Origin of the sequence: Azospirillum ramasamyi, assembly GCF_003233655.1 — a bacterium.
GTDB classification, from domain to species: Bacteria; Pseudomonadota; Alphaproteobacteria; order Azospirillales; family Azospirillaceae; genus Azospirillum; species Azospirillum ramasamyi.
This window is the reverse complement of sequence record NZ_CP029829.1, coordinates 1,631,961-1,652,420: the sequence shown is the minus strand read 5'-3', so window position 1 is coordinate 1,652,420 and position 20,460 is coordinate 1,631,961. Positions and strand designations below refer to the sequence as shown.

The 20,460-nt window shown below is 69.0% G+C and carries 20 protein-coding genes and 1 tRNA gene; 4 read left to right on the top strand and 17 right to left on the bottom strand.

The window, feature by feature from the left end:
• Positions 1-48: 48 nt before the first annotated feature.
• The 3 genes from DM194_RS07635 to DM194_RS28050 all read right to left on the bottom strand — a co-directional run bounded on the left by DM194_RS07635 (position 49) and on the right by DM194_RS28050 (position 2,396).
• Complete coding sequence (locus DM194_RS07635; protein ID WP_111066670.1) at positions 49-1,182, bottom strand: hypothetical protein; 1,134 nt, start codon at positions 1,180-1,182, stop codon at positions 49-51.
• A 127-nt stretch (positions 1,183-1,309) separates the two neighbouring features.
• Positions 1,310-2,089 carry a TerB family tellurite resistance protein gene (locus DM194_RS07630; protein WP_111066669.1) on the bottom strand — a complete coding sequence of 260 codons (780 nt, stop codon included), beginning with the start codon at positions 2,087-2,089 and terminating at the stop codon, positions 1,310-1,312.
• A 151-nt stretch (positions 2,090-2,240) separates the two neighbouring features.
• On the bottom strand, positions 2,241-2,396 hold the full coding sequence (locus DM194_RS28050; protein WP_162629982.1) for a hypothetical protein: 156 nt from the start codon (positions 2,394-2,396) through the stop codon (positions 2,241-2,243).
• On the opposite strand from DM194_RS28050, the gene DM194_RS07625 reads away from it, so the two are divergent.
• On the top strand, positions 2,395-2,976 hold the full coding sequence (locus DM194_RS07625; RefSeq protein ID WP_111066668.1) for a GNAT family N-acetyltransferase: 582 nt from the start codon (positions 2,395-2,397) through the stop codon (positions 2,974-2,976). The genes DM194_RS28050 and DM194_RS07625 overlap by 2 nt on opposite strands.
• 218 nt (positions 2,977-3,194) lie before the next feature.
• On the top strand, positions 3,195-6,863 hold the full coding sequence (locus tag DM194_RS07620) for a hydantoinase B/oxoprolinase family protein (protein WP_111066667.1): 3,669 nt from the start codon (positions 3,195-3,197) through the stop codon (positions 6,861-6,863).
• A 30-nt stretch (positions 6,864-6,893) separates the two neighbouring features.
• Here the strand turns inward: DM194_RS07620 and DM194_RS07615 are convergent, their stop codons facing one another.
• Positions 6,894-8,828 (bottom strand): sigma-54-dependent Fis family transcriptional regulator, encoded by a 1,935-nt coding sequence (locus DM194_RS07615; RefSeq protein ID WP_111066666.1) that lies wholly within the window; start codon positions 8,826-8,828, stop codon positions 6,894-6,896.
• 254 nt (positions 8,829-9,082) lie between these two features.
• Here DM194_RS07615 and DM194_RS07610 point away from each other — a divergent pair, with 254 nt between their 5' ends.
• A complete protein-coding gene (locus DM194_RS07610) occupies positions 9,083-9,997 on the top strand; it encodes a GGDEF domain-containing protein (RefSeq protein WP_111066665.1) in 915 nt (304 codons plus the stop codon).
• Positions 9,998-10,129: 132 nt separating this feature from the next.
• Here DM194_RS07610 and DM194_RS07605 read toward each other — a convergent pair.
• The 7 genes from DM194_RS07605 to epsC form a co-directional block, all read right to left on the bottom strand.
• Positions 10,130-10,204 (bottom strand) — tRNA-Met (locus DM194_RS07605).
• 169 nt (positions 10,205-10,373) lie between these two features.
• Complete coding sequence (gene mnmA / locus DM194_RS07600; RefSeq protein WP_111066664.1) at positions 10,374-11,537, bottom strand: tRNA 2-thiouridine(34) synthase MnmA; 1,164 nt, start codon at positions 11,535-11,537, stop codon at positions 10,374-10,376.
• Positions 11,538-11,671: 134 nt separating this feature from the next.
• Positions 11,672-12,001 carry a ferredoxin family 2Fe-2S iron-sulfur cluster binding protein gene (locus tag DM194_RS07595; RefSeq protein ID WP_014248228.1) on the bottom strand — a complete coding sequence of 110 codons (330 nt, stop codon included), beginning with the start codon at positions 11,999-12,001 and terminating at the stop codon, positions 11,672-11,674.
• Between the two features lie 50 nt (positions 12,002-12,051).
• Positions 12,052-12,768, bottom strand: coding sequence for a molecular chaperone DnaJ (locus DM194_RS07590; RefSeq protein ID WP_111066663.1), 717 nt, complete (start codon positions 12,766-12,768; stop codon positions 12,052-12,054).
• A 215-nt stretch (positions 12,769-12,983) separates the two neighbouring features.
• On the bottom strand, positions 12,984-14,123 hold the full coding sequence (locus DM194_RS07585; protein ID WP_111066662.1) for a cysteine desulfurase family protein: 1,140 nt from the start codon (positions 14,121-14,123) through the stop codon (positions 12,984-12,986).
• Positions 14,124-14,158: 35 nt separating this feature from the next.
• Complete coding sequence (locus tag DM194_RS07580) at positions 14,159-14,644, bottom strand: Rrf2 family transcriptional regulator (RefSeq protein ID WP_111066661.1); 486 nt, start codon at positions 14,642-14,644, stop codon at positions 14,159-14,161.
• A complete protein-coding gene (gene epsC / locus DM194_RS07575; RefSeq protein ID WP_111066660.1) occupies positions 14,641-15,435 on the bottom strand; it encodes a serine O-acetyltransferase EpsC in 795 nt (264 codons plus the stop codon). The genes DM194_RS07580 and epsC overlap by 4 nt, the downstream gene beginning before the upstream one ends.
• A gap of 345 nt (positions 15,436-15,780) precedes the next feature.
• On the opposite strand from epsC, the gene DM194_RS07570 reads away from it, so the two are divergent.
• Positions 15,781-16,443: an alpha/beta hydrolase gene (locus DM194_RS07570; RefSeq protein ID WP_085089866.1), complete on the top strand. Its 663-nt coding sequence runs from the start codon at positions 15,781-15,783 to the stop codon at positions 16,441-16,443.
• Positions 16,444-16,622: 179 nt separating this feature from the next.
• Here the strand turns inward: DM194_RS07570 and DM194_RS07565 are convergent, their stop codons facing one another.
• The 6 genes from DM194_RS07565 to DM194_RS07540 all read right to left on the bottom strand — a co-directional run bounded on the left by DM194_RS07565 (position 16,623) and on the right by DM194_RS07540 (position 20,365).
• Positions 16,623-16,985 carry a DUF2155 domain-containing protein gene (locus DM194_RS07565; protein ID WP_111066659.1) on the bottom strand — a complete coding sequence of 121 codons (363 nt, stop codon included), beginning with the start codon at positions 16,983-16,985 and terminating at the stop codon, positions 16,623-16,625.
• A 193-nt stretch (positions 16,986-17,178) separates the two neighbouring features.
• Complete coding sequence (locus DM194_RS07560) at positions 17,179-17,445, bottom strand: hypothetical protein (protein WP_111066658.1); 267 nt, start codon at positions 17,443-17,445, stop codon at positions 17,179-17,181.
• Between the two features lie 123 nt (positions 17,446-17,568).
• Positions 17,569-18,078: an outer membrane lipid asymmetry maintenance protein MlaD gene (gene mlaD, locus DM194_RS07555; protein WP_111066657.1), complete on the bottom strand. Its 510-nt coding sequence runs from the start codon at positions 18,076-18,078 to the stop codon at positions 17,569-17,571.
• 92 nt (positions 18,079-18,170) lie between these two features.
• Positions 18,171-18,563, bottom strand: coding sequence for an NADH:ubiquinone oxidoreductase subunit NDUFA12 (locus tag DM194_RS07550; protein ID WP_111066656.1), 393 nt, complete (start codon positions 18,561-18,563; stop codon positions 18,171-18,173).
• A gap of 133 nt (positions 18,564-18,696) precedes the next feature.
• Entirely contained in the window at positions 18,697-19,104 is a 408-nt protein-coding gene (locus DM194_RS07545) for a hypothetical protein (RefSeq protein WP_111066655.1), read from the bottom strand.
• A 10-nt stretch (positions 19,105-19,114) separates the two neighbouring features.
• A complete protein-coding gene (locus DM194_RS07540; protein WP_111067824.1) occupies positions 19,115-20,365 on the bottom strand; it encodes an MFS transporter in 1,251 nt (416 codons plus the stop codon).
• Between the last annotated feature and the right edge of the window lie 95 nt (positions 20,366-20,460).

Here is a 20,460-nt window from a genome sequence, read left to right as displayed (position 1 = left end):
TTCGTGGAACCGGCTTCCGTCGGCCACCCTCCCTTGGGTGGAGTCCCGTTACGTTGCCGGGACCGGCTCCGTCGGCGTCGCCACCTGCTGCTCCTGCATCTTGAAGCCGAAATAGGTGCCGTTGCTGATGCCGGTCAGGGCCAGCAGGTTGGCCGACAGCTCCGGCATGCCCAGCGTGCGGGTGACCTCGTAGAGGAAGGTGATGCCCAGCACCATGGTCCAGGCCAGCAGTTGCAGGCGGTGGATGTTGTAGCCGGCGGCATCGCTCAGCAGGTCGGTCAGCCATCCCTGCGTCGGGGGATAGACCTCGTGCAGGCTCAAGGCCATCGTCGCCTGATCGGGCGGGTTGGCGGCGGCGGCGGCGCGGTAGGCGGCGGCATGCTGCTGGCGCCGCACCTCGTCGTCGCCCGGACGGCGGTCCTGGAAGGCGGCAAGGACGGAGGTGCCGCCGACGATCCCCATCAGCGCCATGGTGCCGGTGGTGATGGTGTCCATCGATCCGGTGATGGTCAGGATGGCGACGTAGGAGGCGGTGACGATCCCGCTCCACCACAGAAGCTGGAAGCGGGCGAGGCTGTAGGGCGGCCGGTAGCCGGCCGGCATCGGCACGCCGGGAATGGAGGTGATCGAATCGGTGCGGCCGAAATGATGGAAGAAGGCGAACAGGAACCCCGCCGCCACGAGCGCGAACCACAGCCCGGCCAGCCCGAGGTCGCGGTCGCTCGCCCCCTGGATGGCGACCAGCTTCGGTGCGGTGGTCATGCCGCCGGTGGCCGGGCCGAAGGCGATCGGCAGGGTCGTCGTGCCGGAAAGGCTGAAGAAGCCGCTGAAGGCGCTTTGCCATGCCGCCCGCCGCTGCGCCGCGTCGTCGCTGCTGCCGGCGATGGAGGTGGAGGCCGTGCCGACCAGTTCCCCCTTGGCGGAGCAGCCGAAGCTGGCGCGGGCGCCCGGGATCGTCTGGCCGTTGGCGACCAGGACCAGCCCTTGCGCGTTCAGCGCCGCGGCCTGGGTCGGGCAGTCGGTGCCGGACGGCGGCGCCCCCAGGTTCAGCGTCAGCGGCTGGCCCAGAATCACCGGGCCGTCGAAGGTTGCGCTCTGCGCCTGAGCGGCGCAGAGCGTGCCTGCCGTCAGCGCCGTTCCCAAAGCCGCAGCGAAGATCGTCCGGATGATCGTGCGTTGCATGTCGTACCATTCCCATCCTGCGGGCGGCCGGTCGTCCGCCCCGGAAGGAACGATACGTCAGAAAAAGGGATAAATCCCACGACAAAGCAATTTAAAATCCTGCCCCATCGTGACGAATCCCGGCATGTTAGAGCAGTGCGGCGCGGCCTTCCCGTTCCCGGCGAATCCGGTCATAGGCGGCGTTGACGAGCGCGAGCTTCTGCGTCGCCAGATCCACGAATTCCTGCGGCATGCCCTGGGCGATCAGCCGGTCGGGATGATGCTCGCGCACCAGCGCACGGTGGGCGGCCTTGATCGCGCCGTCGTCGTCGGTGCGCGCCACGCCCAGCACCGCATAGGGGTCCGAATCGGTCGGGCCGCCGGCGATATGGTGCCCGGCGACGATGCGGCGGAACTCCGCCTCGTCGAATCCGAAGATCACGGCGACGGCGCGCAGATACTCCACCTCCGTCTCGTGCAACTCGTCGTCGGCCTCGGCGATCATCAGCAGGCTGTCGAGCAGTTCCTCCAGGACCGCATGCCTGTCCTCGAACAGGTTGGCGATCTGGCGGGCATACTCTTCGAAGCCATGGGTGTCGCGGCGGGCAAGGTCGAAGACGCGGCCGACATTCGCCAGCTCGTCGGACGGAACGCGGAACAGCCGCTTGAAGGTATCGACCTCCACCCGTTTCACCACGCCGTCGGCCCGCGCCATCTTCGCCGCAAGGGCGATGACGCCGATGGTGAAGGCGACGGTTTGCTTGGCCTCCTCGGCCTCCGCATCGCTCATGGGCTTGCGCTGGTCGCCGGGGCCGCCGGGCGACCACGGGTCCACCGCCTGCCCGGCAAGCCCGCGCAGAAGGCTGCCCAGCGGCCCTCCGCTGAACAGGCTTGCCGCGCTGCCGAGGATCCTGCCCCAAATGCTCATGCTCCGCCTTCCGTGTTCCGCTCGCCGTCATCCTGCTGGCCGGCAGCATAGCCGCCGGACGGTTACCGGCCAACTGTGGCGCAGCCGCAACAGGCCAGCATTGTTCGCATCGCGAATTTCTAATGAGCGCTTGCGAATTCCGCCCGGGAGATCATGTTGCAGTGCAACAAAGGGCGCCGCAGAGAGCGCCGGTTTCTATAACAACGGCGGCCGCCATGCGCTTGTCACGAGCCTGCGGCGCCGGGTTCTGGGGAAAACGTTCTGCGTGAATGCGTTTTCGAATTTCGAGAACCGTGAGCAGAGCCATGCCTGTCATCCGCAAGATCATTCCGACCGAACTTTCCCAGTACCGGGCGCATCTCCTCCGCCTGGACAAGGCCGACCGCTATGCCCGCTTCGCCGGCGCGCTGTCGGACGAGGCGGTGGAGCGGCATTGCGCCGCCATCGACTGGGGCCGGACGGTGCTGTTGGGGGCCTTCGAGGACGGCGTGCTGCGCGGCGCGGTGGAGCTGTGCGGGGAGCGCATGCTCTGGCCCGATCAGGCCGAATTCGGCATCAGCGTCGAATCGGGGCTTCAGGGCAAGGGGGTCGGCAGCACGCTGGTCCGCCGCATCCTGACGGTCGCCCGCAACCGCGGCATCCGCCATGTCCACATGATGTGCCTGAGCGGCAATGTCCGCATGCGTGCCCTGGCCCGCCGTTTCGGCGGCCGGCTCGCGCTGGATGGCGGCGAGGCCGCCGTCCTGTTCGAATTGCCGCCCCCCAACCAGTTTTCGCTTGCCCTGGAAGCGCTGGAGGACGGCAGCGGCGCCTTCAACAGCATCCTGTCCGGCAACGCCATCCTGACCCGCCTGCCCGGCGTCCGGCCCGAGCGGCTCGCCGCTTGAATGGGTTGCGGCTCGCCGCTTGAACCGATGGCGGCTGGACGCATGACGGCGGAGCCGCTTCGTCGGTTATCCTGTGTTCTTTCCGCCGCGGCGGCCCGTCTTGATGGCCGCCCTGCCGGGGTGAGGCACGCAGGCGGTTGAATTTCGCCGCCGGATCGCGAAACTCCGGCCCACGCGCGGTGCGGTTGCCGCGCAGGGATTCGGCGGGTGCGACGACGATGGCTGAGACTCAAGGCGCGGCGGTGGGCGGTACGGCGGAGGTCAATCCCGCCCGATGGCAGTTCTGGATCGATCGCGGCGGCACCTTCACCGACATCGTCGGCCGGCGGCCGGACGGGTCGGTCGTCACCCACAAGCTGCTGTCGGAGAACCCGGAGCGGTATGCCGACGCGGCCGTCCAGGGCATTCGCGAGCTGCTGGGCCTGAAGCCCGGCCAGCCGATCCCGCCGGACACGGTGGAGGTGGTCAAGATGGGCACCACCGTCGCCACCAACGCCCTGCTGGAACGCAAGGGCGAGCCGACCGTCCTGCTGATCACCGAAGGGCTGGGCGACCAGCTGCGCATCGGCCACCAGGCGCGGCCGAAGATCTTCGCCCGCCACATCCATCTGCCCGACCAGCTCTATTCCCATGTGGTGGAGGTGCCGGAACGGGTGATGGCCGACGGCCGGGTGCTGAAGCCGGTCGATCTGCATGCCGTCCGCCGCGGTTTGGAGGAGGCCTACCGCAAGGGCTTCCGCGCCGCCGCCATCGTTCTGATGCACGGCTACCGCTATCCCGAGCACGAGCGGCAGGTCGCCTCGCTGGCCCGCGCGGTCGGTTTCACCCAGGTCTCGGTCAGCCATCTGGTCAGCCCGCTGATGAAGCTGGTCGGCCGCGGCGACACCACGGTGGCCGACGCCTATCTCTCCCCCGTGCTGCGCCGCTACGTCGACCGGGTCGCCAACGACCTCAGCGTCGACGGCACGCCGGTGCCGCTGATGTTCATGCAGTCCAACGGCGGCCTGACCGACGCCCGCCGCTTCCAGGGCAAGGACGCCATCCTGTCGGGTCCGGCCGGCGGCGTGGTGGGTGCGGTCCGCACCGCCGGGATGGCGGGCTTCGACCGGGTCATCGGCTTCGACATGGGCGGCACCTCCACCGACGTGTCGCATTATGCCGGCGAGTATGAACGCGCCTTCGACGCGGTGGTGGCCGGCGTCCGGGTGCGCGCGCCGATGATGCACATCCACACGGTGGCGGCCGGCGGCGGTTCGCTCTGCATCTTCGACGGCACCCGCTTCCGCGTCGGGCCGGACAGCGCCGGCGCCAATCCGGGGCCGGCCTGCTACCGCCGCGGCGGGCCGCTGACCGTCACCGACTGCAACGTGATGGTCGGCAAGATCCAGCCGCGCTTCTTCCCGCATGTCTTCGGGCCGAACGGCGACCAGCCGCTGGACGCCGAGGTGGTGAAGACCCGCTTCACCGAACTGGCCGCCACCGTCAACGAGAAGCTCGGCACGACGATGACCCCGCAGGAGGTCGCCGAAGGCTTCCTGCGCATCGCCGTCGACAACATGGCCAACGCCATCAAGAAGATCTCGGTCGAGCGCGGCTATGACGTCACCGGCTACACGCTGAACGGTTTCGGCGGCGCGGCGGGCCAGCATGTCTGCGCCGTCGCCGACGCGCTGGGCATGACGCGGGTGTTCCTGCACCCGCAGGCCGGCGTTCTGTCCGCCTACGGCATCGGGCTGGCCGACACCGTCGCCATCCGCGAGCGCGCCGTCGAAGGCCCGTTGAGCGACCCCGTGGTCGACCGGCTGACCATGCTGTTCACCGACCTGGAAACCGAGGGGCGGGCGGAGTTGGCCCGCCAGGGTGTCGCCGCCGGCCGGCAGGCGATCAACCGCCGCGTCCACCTGAAGGCCGCCGGGTCCGACACCACCCTGACGGTGGCCTTCGGCTCCAAGATCGCGATGACCAAGGCCTTCGAGGAGGCGCACCGCCGCCGCTACGGCTTCCTCACCCCCGGCACCGAACTCGAGGTCGAATCGGTGACGCTGGAAGCGGTCGGGCTGACCGACGTGCTGGAGGATCCGGAGCTTCCCGCCGCCACCGCGGTCCTGCCGCGCCGGCTGGCCACCGTCGCCGTCCATATCGGCGGCCAGCGCCGCGAGGCTCCGCTCTACGACCGCCGGCAGCTTCAGCCCGGCAACCGCGTGGTCGGCCCGGCGATCCTGGCGGAAGCGGTCTCCACCACCGTGGTCGAACCCGGCTGGATGGCGGAGGTCACCCGCAAGAACCATCTGGTGCTGACCCGGCTGGAGCCGGCGACCCAGCGTCAGGCCGCCGGCATCAAGGGCGGGGCCAAGGTCGACCCGGTGATGCTGGAGGTCTTCAACAACCTGTTCATGTCCATCGCCGAACGGATGGGCGTGACGCTGGAGAAGACCGCCCGCTCGGTGAACATCAAGGAGCGTCTGGACTTCTCCTGCGCCCTGTTCGACCGCGACGGCGGGCTGATCGCCAACGCCCCGCATATGCCGGTCCATCTGGGATCGATGGGCGAGAGCGTGCGCGCGGTCATCGAGCGGCGCGGCGGCGCCTTCGCCGCGGGCGAGAGCTTCGCGCTGAACGACCCCTATCATGGCGGCACCCACCTGCCGGACATCACCGTCGTCTCGCCGGTGTTCGACGAGGCGGGCAAGGAGCTGCTGTTCTTCGTCGCCTCGCGCGGCCATCATGCCGATGTCGGCGGCATCACCCCCGGCTCCATGCCGCCCGACAGCAAGACCATCGGCGACGAGGGCGTGCTGCTGGATTGCGTGCCGCTGGTGGAGAACGGCCAGTTCCGCGAGGAGGCGATGGTGGAGCTGCTGCGCTCCGGCCCGCATCCCGCGCGCAACCCGGCGCAGAACATCGGCGACCTCAAGGCGCAGGTCGCCGCCAACGAGCAGGGCACCCGCGAACTGCACCGCGTCGTCCGCCTGCACGGCCTGTCCACCGTCATCGCCTATATGCGCCACGTCCAGGACAATGCCGAGGAGCAGGTCCGCCGCGCCATCGGCGTGCTGAGCGACGGCGATTTCGCGGTGACGCTGGACAATGGCGCGGTCATCAAGCTGCGGGTGTCGATCGACCATGCCGCGCGCTCGGCGATCGTCGACTTCTCCGGGACCAGCACGCAGCTGGCCAACAACTTCAACGCCCCCTCGGCGGTCTGCCGGGCGGCGGTGCTCTATGTCTTCCGCTGCCTGGTGGATGACGAGATTCCGATGAACGAGGGCTGCCTGCGTCCCATCGAGATCATCATCCCGCCCGGCTCCATGCTGTCGCCCAACCCGCCGGCCGCGGTGGTCGCCGGCAATGTGGAGACCAGCCAGTGCATCGTCGACGCGCTGTTCGGCGCGCTGGGGGTGATGGCGTCTGCCCAGGGCACGATGAACAACACCACCTTCGGCAACGAGCGGCACCAGTATTACGAGACGGTCTGCGGCGGGTCCGGGGCCGGCAACGGCTTCGACGGCACCGATGCGGTGCAGACCCACATGACCAACTCCCGCCTGACCGACCCGGAGGTGCTGGAATGGCGCTTCCCGGTGCTGGTGGAGGGCTTCCGCATCCGTCGCGGCTCCGGCGGGGCGGGGCGCTGGCGCGGCGGCGACGGCGTGATCCGCCGCCTGCGCTTCCTTGAGCCGATGACCGCCGCCATCCTCGCCAACCACCGCAAGATCGCTCCCTTCGGCCTGAAGGGCGGCGCCGACGGCGCCCTCGGCCGCACCTGGGTCCAGCGTACCGACGGCAGCGTGCAGGAGCTGGCTTCGCAGGACAGCACCGCGATGGGGCCGGGCGACGCCCTGGTGGTCGAGACGCCGGGCGGCGGCGGGTACGGTGCAGTGGGGTAAGGTGGGTGTTCGAGGGGGCAGTATGCCCCCTCACTCCGCCCGATGCGGCGCCACGATGCCGAAGCGGTGCATCTGCCGATGGATGGTGGAGCGGTCGACCCCCAGCGCCCGCGCTGTCGCCGACACGTTCCAATGGTGCCGCCGCAGGGTTCCCCGCAAGCGGGCGGCGGGGTCCACACCCTCCGCTTCGGGCTTCGCCGCCTCCGCCGCCGGCCAGGCCTGGAACAGGCCGCTGTGCTGCACCGGCTCCGGAATGTCGCAGAGGTCGATCAGCCCGCCGTCGCAGACCGCGCAGGCATAGTCCAGCGCATTCACCAGTTCCCGCACATTGCCAGGCCAGCCATGGCCGCGCAGCGCCGCCAGCGCCGCCGGGGTCAGGCGGTAGCCGACGCCGTCGCGTTCCGCCCGTTCGACCAGGAGCCGTTCGATCAGCCACTCCAGGTCGCCGCGCTGGCGCAGCGGCGGCAGGGTGAACACCGCGCCGTTGAGACGAAAGTACAAGTCGTCGCGGAAGCGGCCGGCCTTGACCAGTTCCACCAGATCGCGGTGGGTGGCGCCGATGACGCGGACATCCACCGACACCGCCTTGGTCCGGCCGATCGGCGTCACCTCCCGCTCGGCAAGCACGCGCAACAGGCGGGTCTGCGACGACAGGGGCATGTCGCCGATCTCGTCCAGGAACAGGGTGCCGCCGTCGGCCTCCAGGATCAGCCCCTTCTTGCCGCGCGCCGTCGCCCCGGTGAAGGAGCCGGGCTCGTAGCCGAACAGCTCGCTCTCGATCAGGTTTTCCGGCAATGCCGCGCAGTTGACGGCGACGAAGGGCTTGTTGCGGCGGATGCTGGACTTGTGCAGCGCCTTGGCCAGATGTTCCTTGCCGGTACCGGTCTCGCCATGGATCAGCAGGCTCATGCGGGTGTTGACCAGCTTCGCCGCCCGCGTCAGCACCGCCTTCAGCGCCGGGTCGCCGCCGGACACCACGCGCAGCGGCTCCGGCAGCGGGTCGTTCCCCTGGTCGTGGGCGTGGTTGCGGGGCAGGGACACCGCCGGCGGCGGCATCGCCTGGGCGAACAGCGGCAGGCCGGTGCGGCGCAGGCGCAGCGTGCGCTGTTCGCTCGGCAGCGCGCGGACGAAGCGGACCAGCTCGTCCACCTCGCAGTCGAACAGTTCGGCGAAGGAGCGGCCGAGCGGCGACACCCCGTCTTCCGCCAGCAGGTCATGGGCCTTGTGGTTGAAGCCGATCACCCGGCCGCCGCAGTCCAGCGCCAGGACGAAATCCGGATCGACCTCGGCGAATTCCTGCGACGCCGACAGCTTCACCACCCAGTCGCGGCGGAAATTGTTGTAGAGATTGGCGGTTTCGATCTTGTGGACATAGGCCTTCACCATCTGCAGCGCCAGATACTGGCTGATCTTCGGTTCCGGCGAATGCAGGGCGGAGATGTCGAGGACCGCCGCCAGTTCTCCCCCGCTGTCGAAGACCGGGGCGGCGGTGCAGGTCAGCGGAATGTGGGTGGCGTCGAAATGGTCGGTCTGATGGACCGTCAGGGCCTGGGTGGTGGCGATGCAGGTGCCGACCGCGCAGGTGCCGGCATGCCCCTCGTTCCAGTCTGAGCCCAGATACAGCCCGGCCCGGCGCAGATGGTTGTCGAAGGTCGGATCGCCGATGAAGTCCACGGTGACGCCGTTGCTGTCGGTCAGCAGCAGCACATAGCCCATGCCGGCGACCTGCCGGTAGAGCGCCTCCAGCCCGAAGCGGGCCATGCGCAGGAATTCGTCCATCGCGTCGCGGTGCTCGCGCAGCCGTTCCTGCGGCAGGATGTGGGCCTCGCGCCCGATGGTGGGATCCAGCTTGTAATCGGCGACGCAACGGCGCCAGGAGCTTTCGATGATCGGATCGCGGGCTGACGGCACACCGGCGGAGACACGCACGAGTTCATCGATGTGGGCCGCGCGCGCGCTGTCCATGGTCGTGCCTCCCGCAATATCGTCCGCTTGTCCAGCGAACAAATTTGCATGGAACAGTATCAACCTGGCGACCCGGCAGGCAACATGTGCAAAAGCATCAGGCAGGCCTGCCGGCCGGCCGCGGACAGGTCTTCCGCCATACCTGGGTATGACATCCGCATTTCGTTATCGTACTGCGACATGACGTTAAGGACATTTGCACAAGTCCGGCCGCATGTTCCATAAACGGGCAGGGATCGCCGGGAGTTTTCGATTTGCGGATTCTGATCGTCGACGATTCACCGCATCATCTGACCATGATGGTGTATGAGCTGACCAAGTTGGGCTATGCGACCAGCGTGGTCGAGACCGGGGCCGCCGCCATCGAGGCGGTGGCGGACGAGCGTTTCGACGTGGTGATGGCCGACATCCGCCTGACCGACATGACGGGGATCGAGCTGTGCTGGCACCTGCGCACCGCCCAGGGGCTGCGCCACCTCTACCTGATCCTGATGATCCCCGGCAGCATGACCGACCAGTTCCACGAACTGGTGGAGGCCGGCGCCGACGAATTCCTGCGCAAGCCCTTGGACTGGAAATGGACGGCGGCGCGCCTGCTGGCGGCCTCGCGCGTCGTGGCGATGCAGCGCGACCTGGAGCGGCTGGCGACCACCGACGCCCTGACCGGCTCAATGAACCGCCGCCGCTTCCTGGAACGGGGGGATGAGGAGTTCAACCGCTCGCGACGCTACGGGCGTCCGCTGTCGGTGGTGATGCTGGACATCGACCATTTCAAGCGGGTCAACGACACCTATGGCCATGCCACCGGCGACGAGGCGATCCGCAGCACCGTGCGCGCCTGTAAGGAGAGCTTGCGCACCAGCGACATCATCGGCCGCCTGGGCGGCGAGGAATTCGCCGTGGTGATGCCCGAAACCCCGCCGGTCAACGCCTATGCCGTCGCCCAGCGCCTGCGCCAGGCCGTCGCCGCCATGCCGGTCCGGCTGGAGACCGGCGGCGAGATGACCGTGACCGTCAGCCTGGGCCTGAGCTGGCTCAACGCGACCGACACCGGCATCGAACCGCTGCTGGCCCGCGCCGACGCCGCCCTCTACCGTGCCAAGCACGCCGGCCGCAATCGCGTGGAGGTGGAGCCGCGGATCGCGCTGCCGAAGTCGCTGGCGGGGTAGGGGAGGCGCCAGCGACATTTCGATTGGATGCGCCGCCCGATTGGATGCGCTGCGGCCGGTGCTCCATCACGTCGATGATGGGCAAAGAAAAACCCCCTGGCGTCCTTCCGGAAACCAGGGGGTTCTCTATGATGGTAGCAGCGGAGGGATTTGAACCCCCGACCAAGGGATTATGATTCCCCTGCTCTACCACTGAGCTACGCTGCCATCGTGAGCGCCGTTGTTGGCGTTTCCGCCGCCGTTGGCTACCATCGTGTCCCGTCGTTGCCGCCGGGAGCCGCTATATAGGATAGGGCGACTTGGCCTGTCAACGCGGAATTTTCAGGGGGTGCGATTTTTTTCGGCCGGCCGGCGGAAATCCGCATAAGCCCCTGATTCAGGCCACCGTTTCACTTGCCTCCGCGCTGGCGGCCACACCGCCGGCAGTGCCGGAAATCCAGCCGCCGCCCAGAACGCGGTCGCCCTGATAGACGACGCAGGCCTGGCCGGGGGCGATGCCGTGCTGGGGCTCCTGCAACTCCACCCGCGCGCTGCCGTCCGGTCCGGCGCGCCAGATCGCGGAGGCGGCGGGCTGGGCGGAACGGAGCTTCACCGACACCTCGATCCCCGTGCCGTCAGCCAGATCGGGACCGAGCCAGTTCACGTCGCGCACCATCACCAGCGAGCGGGCGAGGTCGCGGCGCGGGCCGACGACGACGCGGCGGCGGGCGGGCTCCAGGCGGACGACGTAGAGCGCCTCCTCCTCCTGGCCGCGGATGCCGCCGATGCCGAGCCCCTTGCGCTGGCCGACCGTGTAGTGGACGACGCCCTTGTGGCGGCCCAGCACGCGGCCGTCGACATGGACGATGTCGCCGGGCTCGACCGAGCCGGGGCGCAGCTTCGCCACCACCTCGGCATAATTGCCGTTGGGGACGAAACAGATGTCCTGGCTGTCGGGCTTGGCCGCCACCTCCAGCCCGTGGCGCTCGGCCAGCGCGCGGGTTTCCGGCTTGGTCAGGCCGCCCAGGGGAAAGCGCAGGAACTCAAGCTGCTCGCGCGTGGTGGCGAACAGGAAATAGCTCTGGTCCTTGGCGGGATCGACGGCTCGGTGCAGTTCGGCGCCCTGCGGGCCGGCGATGCGGCGGACGTAATGGCCGGTGGCGAGCGCGTCGGCGCCCAAATCGCGGGCGGTGTTCAGCAGGTCGCGGAACTTGACGCGCTGGTTGCAGCGCACGCAGGGGATGGGCGTCTCGCCGCGCAGATAGCTGTCGGCGAAATCGTCCATCACGTCCTGGCTGAAGCGGCCTTCGTAATCCAGCACGTAATGCGGAATGCCGATGCGGTCGGCGACCTGACGGGCGTCGTAGATGTCCTGGCCGGCGCAGCAGGCGCCCGGCTTCTGCAAGGCGAGGCCGTGGTCGTAAAGCTGCAGCGTGATGCCGACGACGTCATAGCCCTCCTCCCGCAGCACGGCGGCGGTGACGGAGGAATCCACCCCGCCGGACATCGCGACGACGACGCGGGTGTCCTGGGGGCGCTTCGGTAGACCGAGGGAGTTCATGGCGCCCTATATGGTACGGGCAGGCGCCCGGGAAAGTAGGAAATCGAAACGGAGGAAGGGCAGGGGAAAGAAGCCGCCGGGTCTTGCGCCGCGTGACGCCGGCCCGGCGGCCGGAACAGGGCTCCCCCGCGCCGTTACTTCATCGCGTTGTTGCTGCCGCCCGGCAGGCGGACGACCAGACCGTCCAGTTCCTCGGTCATGATGATCTGGCAGCCGAGGCGCGAGGTCTTGGTCAGGCCGAAGGCGAGGTCCAGCATGTCCTCCTCGTCCTCCTGCGCTTCCGGCAGGACGTCGAACCATTCCGGCTCGATCACGACATGGCAGGTGGAGCAGGCCAGCGAGCCCTCGCAGGCGCCTTCCAGGTCCAGGCTGTTCTTGTGCGCGATTTCCAGCACGGACAGACCGAGCGGGGCGTCCACCTCGCGGCGGCTGCCATCGGGCTCGATGAAGGTCATCTTGGGCATGGGGTCCTCGTTCTTCTAAGGTTGCCTAGCGATTGAAAGGGAAAACCGGATCAGCCCCGCACCGGCGGCGTCCGGGCGGCGCGGCGGGCACGGACGTCGGCGGCCAGCTCCTCCAGCCGTTCCAGCCGGGCGAGGATGCGGGCGGCGCCGTCGAAGGCCGGCGGGCTGTCCGGGCCGGATGCCGTCTGCGCCTTGCGGAAGGCGGGGGTGAGATACTTGATGCAGGCCTCGATCCGCTGGCCGAGGTCCAGGCCGATGCGGTCCAGTTCCAGCGCGTCCTCGGCGCGGGTCAGCCGGGCGGCGAGGTCGGCGATCTCCTCATCCCCGTTCCCGGATCCATCTTCTGCCCCATTCCCGGCGCCATCTCCCACGGCCGGCGTGCCGCCCAGCAGGGACAGCAGCGCCCGGGCGCGGCGGATGGGATCGCGCAGCACCTCATAGGCCTCGCGCAGGGCGTCGACCTGGGCCTTGGCGTTGGCCTTCTGGCGGGGGCCGCGGGCGGCGAAACGCTCCGGGTCCATGGCGCGGGTGAAGCCGGCATGCTGCTTCGACAACTGCTCGAGATCGATGTCGAAGCGCCGCTCCAGCCCCAGCCGGGTGAAGGGGTCGAGAGGGCGCGGCGGCTGCGCCGCACCGCAGGCGTGGCAGAACAGGGCGCGCGGCGCGACCGAACGGCCGCAGGTGCCGCAAGGCTCCAGATCGCCGGCGATGGCGCCGGAAATACCGCCGCTGTTGTTGCCGGGCGGGCCGGATTTGGAACGGGTCATGCGCGCAGTCCGTCAAAACGCCGAAAGGCTCGGCCGATAGGATGGTTTACCCGACATTATGCCTTCGCCGCCATCAGGCCCGACATCGGAGAGGCCTTCCGCCGCGTCATACCCAGAAGCCGCATCCGGCGCAATGCGCGAATGCAGGCATTCCGGATGGAAGGCGGATGGTCGCGCAGTCATGCCGGCGGCTGGGGCCGGTCGGCGGGGAAACCTCAGCCATCCGCGGGCGCGCTTCGCCGCGCCATCGCGGTCCATGCCGTCAGGAAGCGGTCCACCGCCTCGTCGTCGCTGGTCCAGCCCAGGCTGACGCGGATGGCGCTGGCGGCGGAGCGGTCGTCCTCGCCCATGGCCGCCAGCACATGGGACGGCTTCACCTTGCCGCTGGAACAGGCCGACCCGGCGCTGACCGCGACCCCGGCGAGGTCGAGCGTCATCACCTGGGTCTCGCCGGGCAGGCCGGGCAGCATCAGGCAGCTGGTGTTGGCGACGCGCGCCGCACCGGCGCCCATCACGCGGGCGTGCGGCATGGCGGACAGCGCCTCGCGTTCCAGCCGGTTGCGCAGGGCCGCGAGGTCGGCGGCCTCCGCCAGCCCGTCCAGCGCCAAGCGCGCCGCGGCGCCGAAGCCGACGATGCCCAGCAGGTTCTCGGTGCCGGCGCGCTTGCGCCGCTCCTGTCCGCCGCCGCGGATCAGCGCATCGGGTTCCAACCCCTCGGCCAGGATCAGGGCGCCGATGCCGGTCGGGCCGCCAAGCTTGTGGGCCGACAGCGTCATCAGGTCGGCGCCAAGCCCGGAAAGCGACAGGGGCAGCCGGCCCGCCGCCTGCACCGCATCGCAATGGATCAGCGCGCCATGGGCGTGCGCGATCCCGGAAGCCTCCGCCACCGGCTGGACCACCCCGGTCTCGTTGTTGACGAGCATCAGCGAAACCAGCGCCGGTTCGTTCCCATGGGCCAGCCGGCGTTCCAAATCCTCCAGGTCGGCGACGCCGTCGCGGGTCACGCCGAAGCGTTCCGCGTCGGGCCGGGCGGCCAGCACCGATTCATGCTCGATGGCCGAGGTCACCACCCGGCGGCCGGCGAAGCCGCGCAGCGCGAAGTTGTTGGCCTCCGTCCCGCTGCCGGTGAACAGCACCTGTGCCGGCTTGACCCCGACGAGCGCGGCAACGGCGGTGCGCGCCTCCTCCACCGCGCGCCGGGCGTTGCGGCCGAAGGCATGCACGGAGGACGGGTTGCCGACCAGATCCATCGCCTGACCCATTGCCGCCTTCACCTCCGGCTTCAGCGGGGAGGTGGCGTTGTGGTCGAGATAGACTCCGGTCCGCCGGAACGGACTGACGGGTGGAATGGTCACTTTTCAGGCGTGCTCGCGTGCGGAAAGGGTCTTCTTCACTCGGCGGCGGCGACCGCGGCGCTGTCGGCGGCCAGGGTCGGGCGCAGCAGGTTCAGGCCGCTGGTGCCGATGATCCGGCGCTCCACCACGTCGGCCACGGTGACCGAGCTGAGATACATGTGGATCTGGTTGCCCAGCTCCTCCCACAGGTCGTGGGTCAGGCAGCGCGAGCGGTTGGTGCGGCAACCCTGCGGCGTGCCGTTGGCGCAGCGGGTGGTGCGGATCGGCTCGTCCACCGCCAGGATGATGTCGGACACCCGGGTGGCGTCGGCCGGGTGGGCGAGCAGATAGCCGCCGCCGGGACCGCGCACGCTCTTGACCAGCCCGCCCTTGCGCAGCTTGGCGAACAGCTGCTCCAGGTAGGACAGCGAAATCTCCTGCCGTTCCGCGATGTCCGCCAATGCGACGGGGCTGCCTTGGCTGGTGGCGGCCAGATCGACCATCGCCATCACGGCATAGCGTCCCTTGGTGCTGAGTCTCATCGCGGATCTCCTTGGGCTTCTTGCATCCCGACGGGGTGGGATGCCACCGCTTCCAGCGGCGTGGGTGTTGAACGGGGAAGTATGGGTGCGGCCGGTGGCGGGTTCGCCGCCTCCAGCTCGCCGACCCGCGCCTGCAGCGCCGTCACCTGATCGAGCAGGCCGGACAGCGCGCGGGCCACCGGATCGGGAATCTCGCCGCTGGGGGTGCCGTAGGGCATGAATTTTCGCGTTTCCGCCCGGTCGCGCGGGGCGACCGGCTTGGCCGGGATGCCGACGACCGCGGTTTCGGCCGGCACATCGGCCACCACGACGGCGTTGGCGCCGATCCGCGCCCCTCGCCCGATGGTGATGGCTCCCAGGATCTTGGCGCCGGCGCCGACGATCACGCCGTCGCCCAGCGTCGGATGGCGCTTGCCGGGATTGAGCGAGGTGCCGCCCAGCGTCACCCCATGATAGAGCATGACGTCGTCGCCGATCTCCGCCGTCTCACCGATCACGACGCCCATGCCGTGGTCGATGAAGAAGCGGCGGCCGATGGTGGCGCCGGGATGGATTTCGATGCCGGTCAGCGAGCGGGCGATCTGCGAGACGAGGCGGGCGGCCAGGTGCCAGCCGGCGTCGCGGGCGCGCCGGGCAATGCGGTGAAGCACGATCGCGTGAAACCCAGGGTAGCAGATTGCCACCTCCAGCCGGGACCGCGCCGCCGGGTCGCGCGCCATGATCCCGTCGATCTCTTCGCGAAGATGCTTGAACACGCCATCACCCGCCGTGGTATAGTCCGCCGCTCTCATCGGCCGCCCGCGCCCGGCTATCGGCCTGTCGGAACCTTGCGGTTCAGGACCTTCCGGTTCGGAACCTTGCGGATCCGGCCGGCTTGGACCAGGTCTTTCGGCCGGTCCCGCCAGCGCCGGGCCGATCGGGCGGGTCAGGCGGGTTGCCCCGGAGGACGTTACGACGCATATATGATGACCAAGCAAAACGGTCAAGAATTGTGTGCGAAAAACCCCACTCCAATGCGGGAAAATCCGTGACGGGCTCGGAAGACCCCGTGCGTCGGGGCGGCAGGCCGGATCATCTCCGGTTGGTCGCCGTGGCGGTTCCAACAACCCTTTGTCCGCGTCAGGAACGTCGTTCCCATGCCTGAAGTGCTCTTCAACGGTCCCGCCGGTCGCCTGGAAGGCCGTTACACCCACGGCAAGCAGCCGAACGCCCCGGTTGCGCTGCTGTTGCACCCGCACCCGCAGCACAATGGGACGATGAACAACAAGGTGGTCTTCACCCTGTTCCAGTCCTTCACCAAGCGCGGCTATTCGGCGCTCCGCTTCAACTTCCGGGGCGTCGGACGCAGCCAGGGCACCTACGACAAGGGGGAGGGGGAACTGGCCGACGCGGCGGCGGCGCTGGACTGGCTGCAGACCTACAACCCGAATGCGCCGCTCTGCTGGATCGGCGGCGTGTCGTTCGGCGCCTGGATCGGCATGCAGCTGCTGATGCGCCGTCCGGAGATCGACGGCTTCGTTTCGGTCTCGCCGCCGGCCAACCTGTTCGACTTTTCCTTCCTGGCGCCGTGCCCGTCCTCCGGCCTGATCATCCACGGCGACAAGGACGAGGTGGTGCCCCAGGCCGCGGTGACCAAGCTGGTGACCAAGCTGTCGCACCAGAAGGACATCCGCATCGACCACCGCGTCGTCCCCGGCGCCAGCCATTTCTTCGTCAACCGCACCGACGATCTGGCGACGCAGGTCGACGATTATCTGGACAAGGCGCTGGGCAATCCCATCGCGGCGGTTGCCGAGTAAGTTAGGCTTCCACCCTGACCCTTCCCCGCTCTCAGCGGACCTGCGGTCCGCCTGTCGCGTCAGCACAAAGCGCAGCTTTGTGCGAGAGCTGGGCGGGGGAGGGAAATGGACCTTTGCCGGCGTTCAGCGGAAGTCCCTCCCCCAACCCAGTGGGGGAGGTTAAGTGGGGGTCTATAACCTCACTCCTCGCAGCCCAGAACCCACACGTCGTAGATCGGGCTCTCCATCGCAGACAGGGCGGGGCTGGAGGCGAACATCCAGCCGCTGAAGACCTGTTCCTCCTGCTCGCCGGGCTTGATCTCCGTCACCTCCAGGAAGGCGGCGGATTCCGGCGTTTCGATCGGCGGGTTCTCGCGGCAGGCGCGCAGGGTGATGCGCAGGCTGCTCATCGCCTTCGTCTCTCCAACCTTCATGGTGAAGGTGGAGGTGCGGGCGGTCACCTTGTCCAGCCATTGCAGCTTTGCCGCCGGCCGCTCCATCATCTGGTTCGGGACCGGGGCGGCCTGGACGGCCAGCGGGACCAGCACCGCCGCGGCACCCATCAGCCGGGCGGCTGGCCGGAAACATCTTGAGAGTCGCGTCACGTCGGATCGCTTCCGTTATTGCGGACGGCACCCTTGCGGCCGGACCCGCCTGTCGGTATGGGCTGTGCCGGGGGCGCTCCGCCTTCTAGCCCGGAAGCGGGTCAGCGTCCAGTGGCGGGGACGCCGAGGTGCCTTGTGCGGAAGCTGTGGTTCAGCGTGCGACGCTGCTGCGCGACGCGGGGGCGCTGTAGGTGGAGCCGTTACCGCTCTGCGCTTCGTTTCGGTCTTCGATCTTCTGGGTCGCCGCCCCGGCTCCCGCGCCGGCCGCGGCGCCGACGACCGCACCCACCGGCCCGCCGACCACCGCCCCCGCGGCAGCGCCGCCAAGCCCGCCGCTGGCGGATTTCTCTTCCATGTTGGCGCCGCAGGCGGCGGTCGCCAGGGCCAGGCCGAACACGGCCAAGTGGGAGAGACGCATCGCATTTCCTCCTGCTTCGTGATCCGGCGGCGTCCGTCTGATGGCCGCCTTCCGAATACGGGGAGGAACGCTTGAGCGTGGCCGCTGGTTCCGGCCACGTCCCTGCTTCGTATCAGACTGGTATCAGAGCTTCGGCGGCTGGGCCGGCGCCTGGGAGGACTGGCCGTCGGACGACTCGCCCGGCTTGCTCATGCTCTGCAGCGAGAAGATGACCTGACCCAGCAACTGCTCCAGGCCCGGCGTGCTCTGGGTGAATTCGATCTTGCCGTTCGGCTTGATCATGTCGGGATCGCCGCCCGGCTCCAGCGACAGGAACTTGCCGCCCAGCAGGCTTTCAGACGCGATGACCGCCGCGGTGTCCTTCGGCAGCTTGACCGAATTGTCGACCGACAGGTGAACCACCGCCTGGTAGCTGACGGGGTCGAGAGACAGCCCGGTGACCGTGCCGACCTTCACGCCGCTGATGCGGACGTCGGCGCCGCTCTGCAGGCCGGTGATGCTGGTGAAATTGGCGGTGATGTCATAGCCCTGCACCTTGCCCAGATCGGCGCTTTTGTAGGCGAAGGCAAGGAAGACGGCGGCCACGGCGAGCACGACGCCGCCCAGCACGGTTTCGATCACATTCCGGCGCATAGAACTATCCTGCTGCGAGTTCCAGAAACGAAACCCGGCCCGAAAGGGGCCGGGCTTTCCGCTCTGACGTGAGGGTCAGTCCTTGGCAGGGATCAGCTCGGAGTCCAGGGCTCGTAGTCGCCGGTGGCCGGCACCCGCTTCCCGCCGGCCAGCGCATGGCCGGGCGGACGATAGGCCTGGACCGAGCCCGACATGTTGGGCAGATGTTCCTTCTGCCACGGCTTGTGGAAGGCGCTCGACCCCTCGGGCAGCGGCTCCTTGGTGGTGTGGTGCAGCCACCCATGCCATTCCGGCGGAATCTTGGAGGCGTCGGGCTCACCGGCATACAGGACCCAGCGGCGCTCGCGCGTGCCGGCCTTGGTGTCCTTGCTGCGGTAATAGACGTTGCCGAAGCGGTCGCTGCCGACCTTGGCGCCCCGACGCCACGTGACGTAACGGATGTGAATGTTCGCCAGTTTGGTGAACAGGGAGATCGGCTCGCTCATCGTCGCTCACGAATTCCGGAGTCTGGCCCCGCGGACACGGGGCTGGTCGAATGCGGGCCGCACTATGACACCGCAAGGGACCCGCGTCCACCGTTGGTGAGGCCCAAGCTGTCCACAGGGTGGAAAGAGGCGCCTACTGCAGGCGGGTCGCGGCGATCTTGGCGGTGTCGACCGGGGTGGCGGTGCAGCCGCCCAGCGTCGGCCCGACCGGAAGCTCGCCGAAGGCCGCAATGGCTCCCTCCGCCTTCAGCCGGCCGACGAATCCGGGCTCCGTCCCGCGGGCGACCCAGGCGAATCCGAGCCAAGTGGAGCGCACCGGCTCGCCTCCCGCCCGCACCATCGCCGCCATGGCCTCGGCATCGCTGGTGCCGGGGGAGAAGACCGCCAGCATCATTCCGTCGGTCGCATCCGGCAGGGCGGCGCGTTGCAGCGACAGCCCCATCAACCCCGCCCACACCGCCAGAACGCCGCCGAACAGCGCCGCGGCAAGGCCGTGGCCGATGGGGAGCCCGGGTGAGGAAGGGGCGGGGCGGTCGCTCATGTCTGCCACCTTACGCCTTCGCCTCGGCCGCCGCCAGCGACGGGGCGGGCTTCTCGGCGATCGGCCAATGGATGATGGTCGCGAACATGGCCAGCGCCACGCCCAGCCACCAGACCACGTCGTAGGATCCCGTGCGCTCGTAAAGGACGCCGCCCAGCCAGACGCCCAGGAAGCCGCCGACCTGATGGCTGAAGAAGGCGAAGCCGTACAGCGTGCCCATGTAGCGGGTGCCGAACATCAGCGCGACGAGGCCGGAGGTCGGCGGCACGGTGGACAGCCACAGCAGGCCCATCACCGCGGCGTAGACGATCACCGTCACCGGCGAGATCGGCACCAGGATGAAGATGGCGGTCGCTATGCCGCGCGAGAAGTAGTTGGCGCACAGCAGGTAGCGCTTGCTGACCTTGCCCGACAGCACGCCGGACGCATAGGAGCCGATGACGTTGAACAGGCCGATCAGTGCCAGCGCCCAGGCGGCCAGCGTCGGGCTGATGCCGGCGGCGGTCAGGTAGGGCGGCAGGTGGGTGGTGATGAAGGCCAGCTGGAAGCCGCAGACGAAGAAGCCGGCGACCAGCAGCACATAGCTGCGGTGCTGGAAGGCCTGGCGCACCGCGGCGATGAAGCCGATGTTGGCCCCGGTCACCGCCGGGGCGTTTGCCGAGGCCATGCCCTTCGGGCCGGGGAAGACGCCGGCCAGCAGCGGCACCGCGATCATCGACGCCGCCAGCAGCAGCAGTGCGGTCTGCCAGCCGAATCCGGCGATGAAGGCCTGACCCATCGGCGCGAACAGGAACTGGCCCATCGAGCCGGCGGCGGTGGCGATGCCGACCGACCAGCTGCGCTGTTCAGGCGGCAGCAGCCGGGTGAAGCCGGCGATGATGATGCCGAAGGACGCGCCCGACAGCCCCAGCCCGATCAGCACGCCGGCCGTCAGGTACAGCTCGACGCTGGTCGTCGCATAAGGCATCAGCGCCAGCCCGGCGGCATAGAGCAACCCGCCGCCGGCCAGCACGGGAGCCGGGCCGTAGCGGTCGGTCAGCGCCCCGGCGAAGGGACCGCCGGCCCCCCACAGGATGTTCTGGATCGCCATCGCCAGCGCGAAGACGTCGCGGCCCCAGCCGCGGGTTTCCGAAAGCGGTTCGATGAACAGGCCCATGCTCGACCGCGGTCCGAAGGCCAGCATCGAGATCAGGCAACCGCAGACGACGACGAGTGCAGGCGTCCTCCAGGAGGGCGCCGGTGCGGGGGTGGCGGTGGTCAAGGCGTCCTCCCGGAAGGGGCCGGCGTCGCGCGCCGGTGTTGCGGAACCGCGTGCCGCGGGATTGCGCATCGTGGTGTCGAGTTGTCACCGACGAT

What these genes read in the sequence shown, in the direction of transcription:
- DM194_RS07545 (WP_111066655.1), bottom strand. Translation starts at nt 19,104, where the DNA reads ATGAGCGACCGCCCCGCCCCTTCCTCACCCGGGCTCCCCATCGGCCAC.
- DM194_RS07580 (WP_111066661.1), bottom strand. Translation starts at nt 14,644, where the DNA reads ATGAGACTCAGCACCAAGGGACGCTATGCCGTGATGGCGATGGTCGAT.
- DM194_RS07565 (WP_111066659.1), bottom strand. Translation starts at nt 16,985, where the DNA reads ATGGGTGCCGCGGCGGTGCTGGTCCCGCTGGCCGTCCAGGCCGCCCCG.
- DM194_RS07630 (WP_111066669.1), bottom strand. Translation starts at nt 2,089, where the DNA reads ATGAGCATTTGGGGCAGGATCCTCGGCAGCGCGGCAAGCCTGTTCAGC.
- DM194_RS28050 (WP_162629982.1), bottom strand. Translation starts at nt 2,396, where the DNA reads ATGGCTCTGCTCACGGTTCTCGAAATTCGAAAACGCATTCACGCAGAA.
- mnmA (WP_111066664.1), bottom strand. Translation starts at nt 11,537, where the DNA reads ATGAACTCCCTCGGTCTACCGAAGCGCCCCCAGGACACCCGCGTCGTC.
- DM194_RS07625 (WP_111066668.1), top strand. Translation starts at nt 2,395, where the DNA reads ATGCCTGTCATCCGCAAGATCATTCCGACCGAACTTTCCCAGTACCGG.
- DM194_RS07590 (WP_111066663.1), bottom strand. Translation starts at nt 12,768, where the DNA reads ATGACCCGTTCCAAATCCGGCCCGCCCGGCAACAACAGCGGCGGTATT.
- DM194_RS07620 (WP_111066667.1), top strand. Translation starts at nt 3,195, where the DNA reads ATGGCTGAGACTCAAGGCGCGGCGGTGGGCGGTACGGCGGAGGTCAAT.
- mlaD (WP_111066657.1), bottom strand. Translation starts at nt 18,078, where the DNA reads ATGCGCCGGAATGTGATCGAAACCGTGCTGGGCGGCGTCGTGCTCGCC.
- DM194_RS07550 (WP_111066656.1), bottom strand. Translation starts at nt 18,563, where the DNA reads ATGAGCGAGCCGATCTCCCTGTTCACCAAACTGGCGAACATTCACATC.
- DM194_RS07615 (WP_111066666.1), bottom strand. Translation starts at nt 8,828, where the DNA reads ATGGACAGCGCGCGCGCGGCCCACATCGATGAACTCGTGCGTGTCTCC.
- DM194_RS07570 (WP_085089866.1), top strand. Translation starts at nt 15,781, where the DNA reads ATGCCTGAAGTGCTCTTCAACGGTCCCGCCGGTCGCCTGGAAGGCCGT.
- DM194_RS07560 (WP_111066658.1), bottom strand. Translation starts at nt 17,445, where the DNA reads ATGCGTCTCTCCCACTTGGCCGTGTTCGGCCTGGCCCTGGCGACCGCC.
- DM194_RS07595 (WP_014248228.1), bottom strand. Translation starts at nt 12,001, where the DNA reads ATGCCCAAGATGACCTTCATCGAGCCCGATGGCAGCCGCCGCGAGGTG.
- epsC (WP_111066660.1), bottom strand. Translation starts at nt 15,435, where the DNA reads ATGAGAGCGGCGGACTATACCACGGCGGGTGATGGCGTGTTCAAGCAT.
- DM194_RS07635 (WP_111066670.1), bottom strand. Translation starts at nt 1,182, where the DNA reads ATGCAACGCACGATCATCCGGACGATCTTCGCTGCGGCTTTGGGAACG.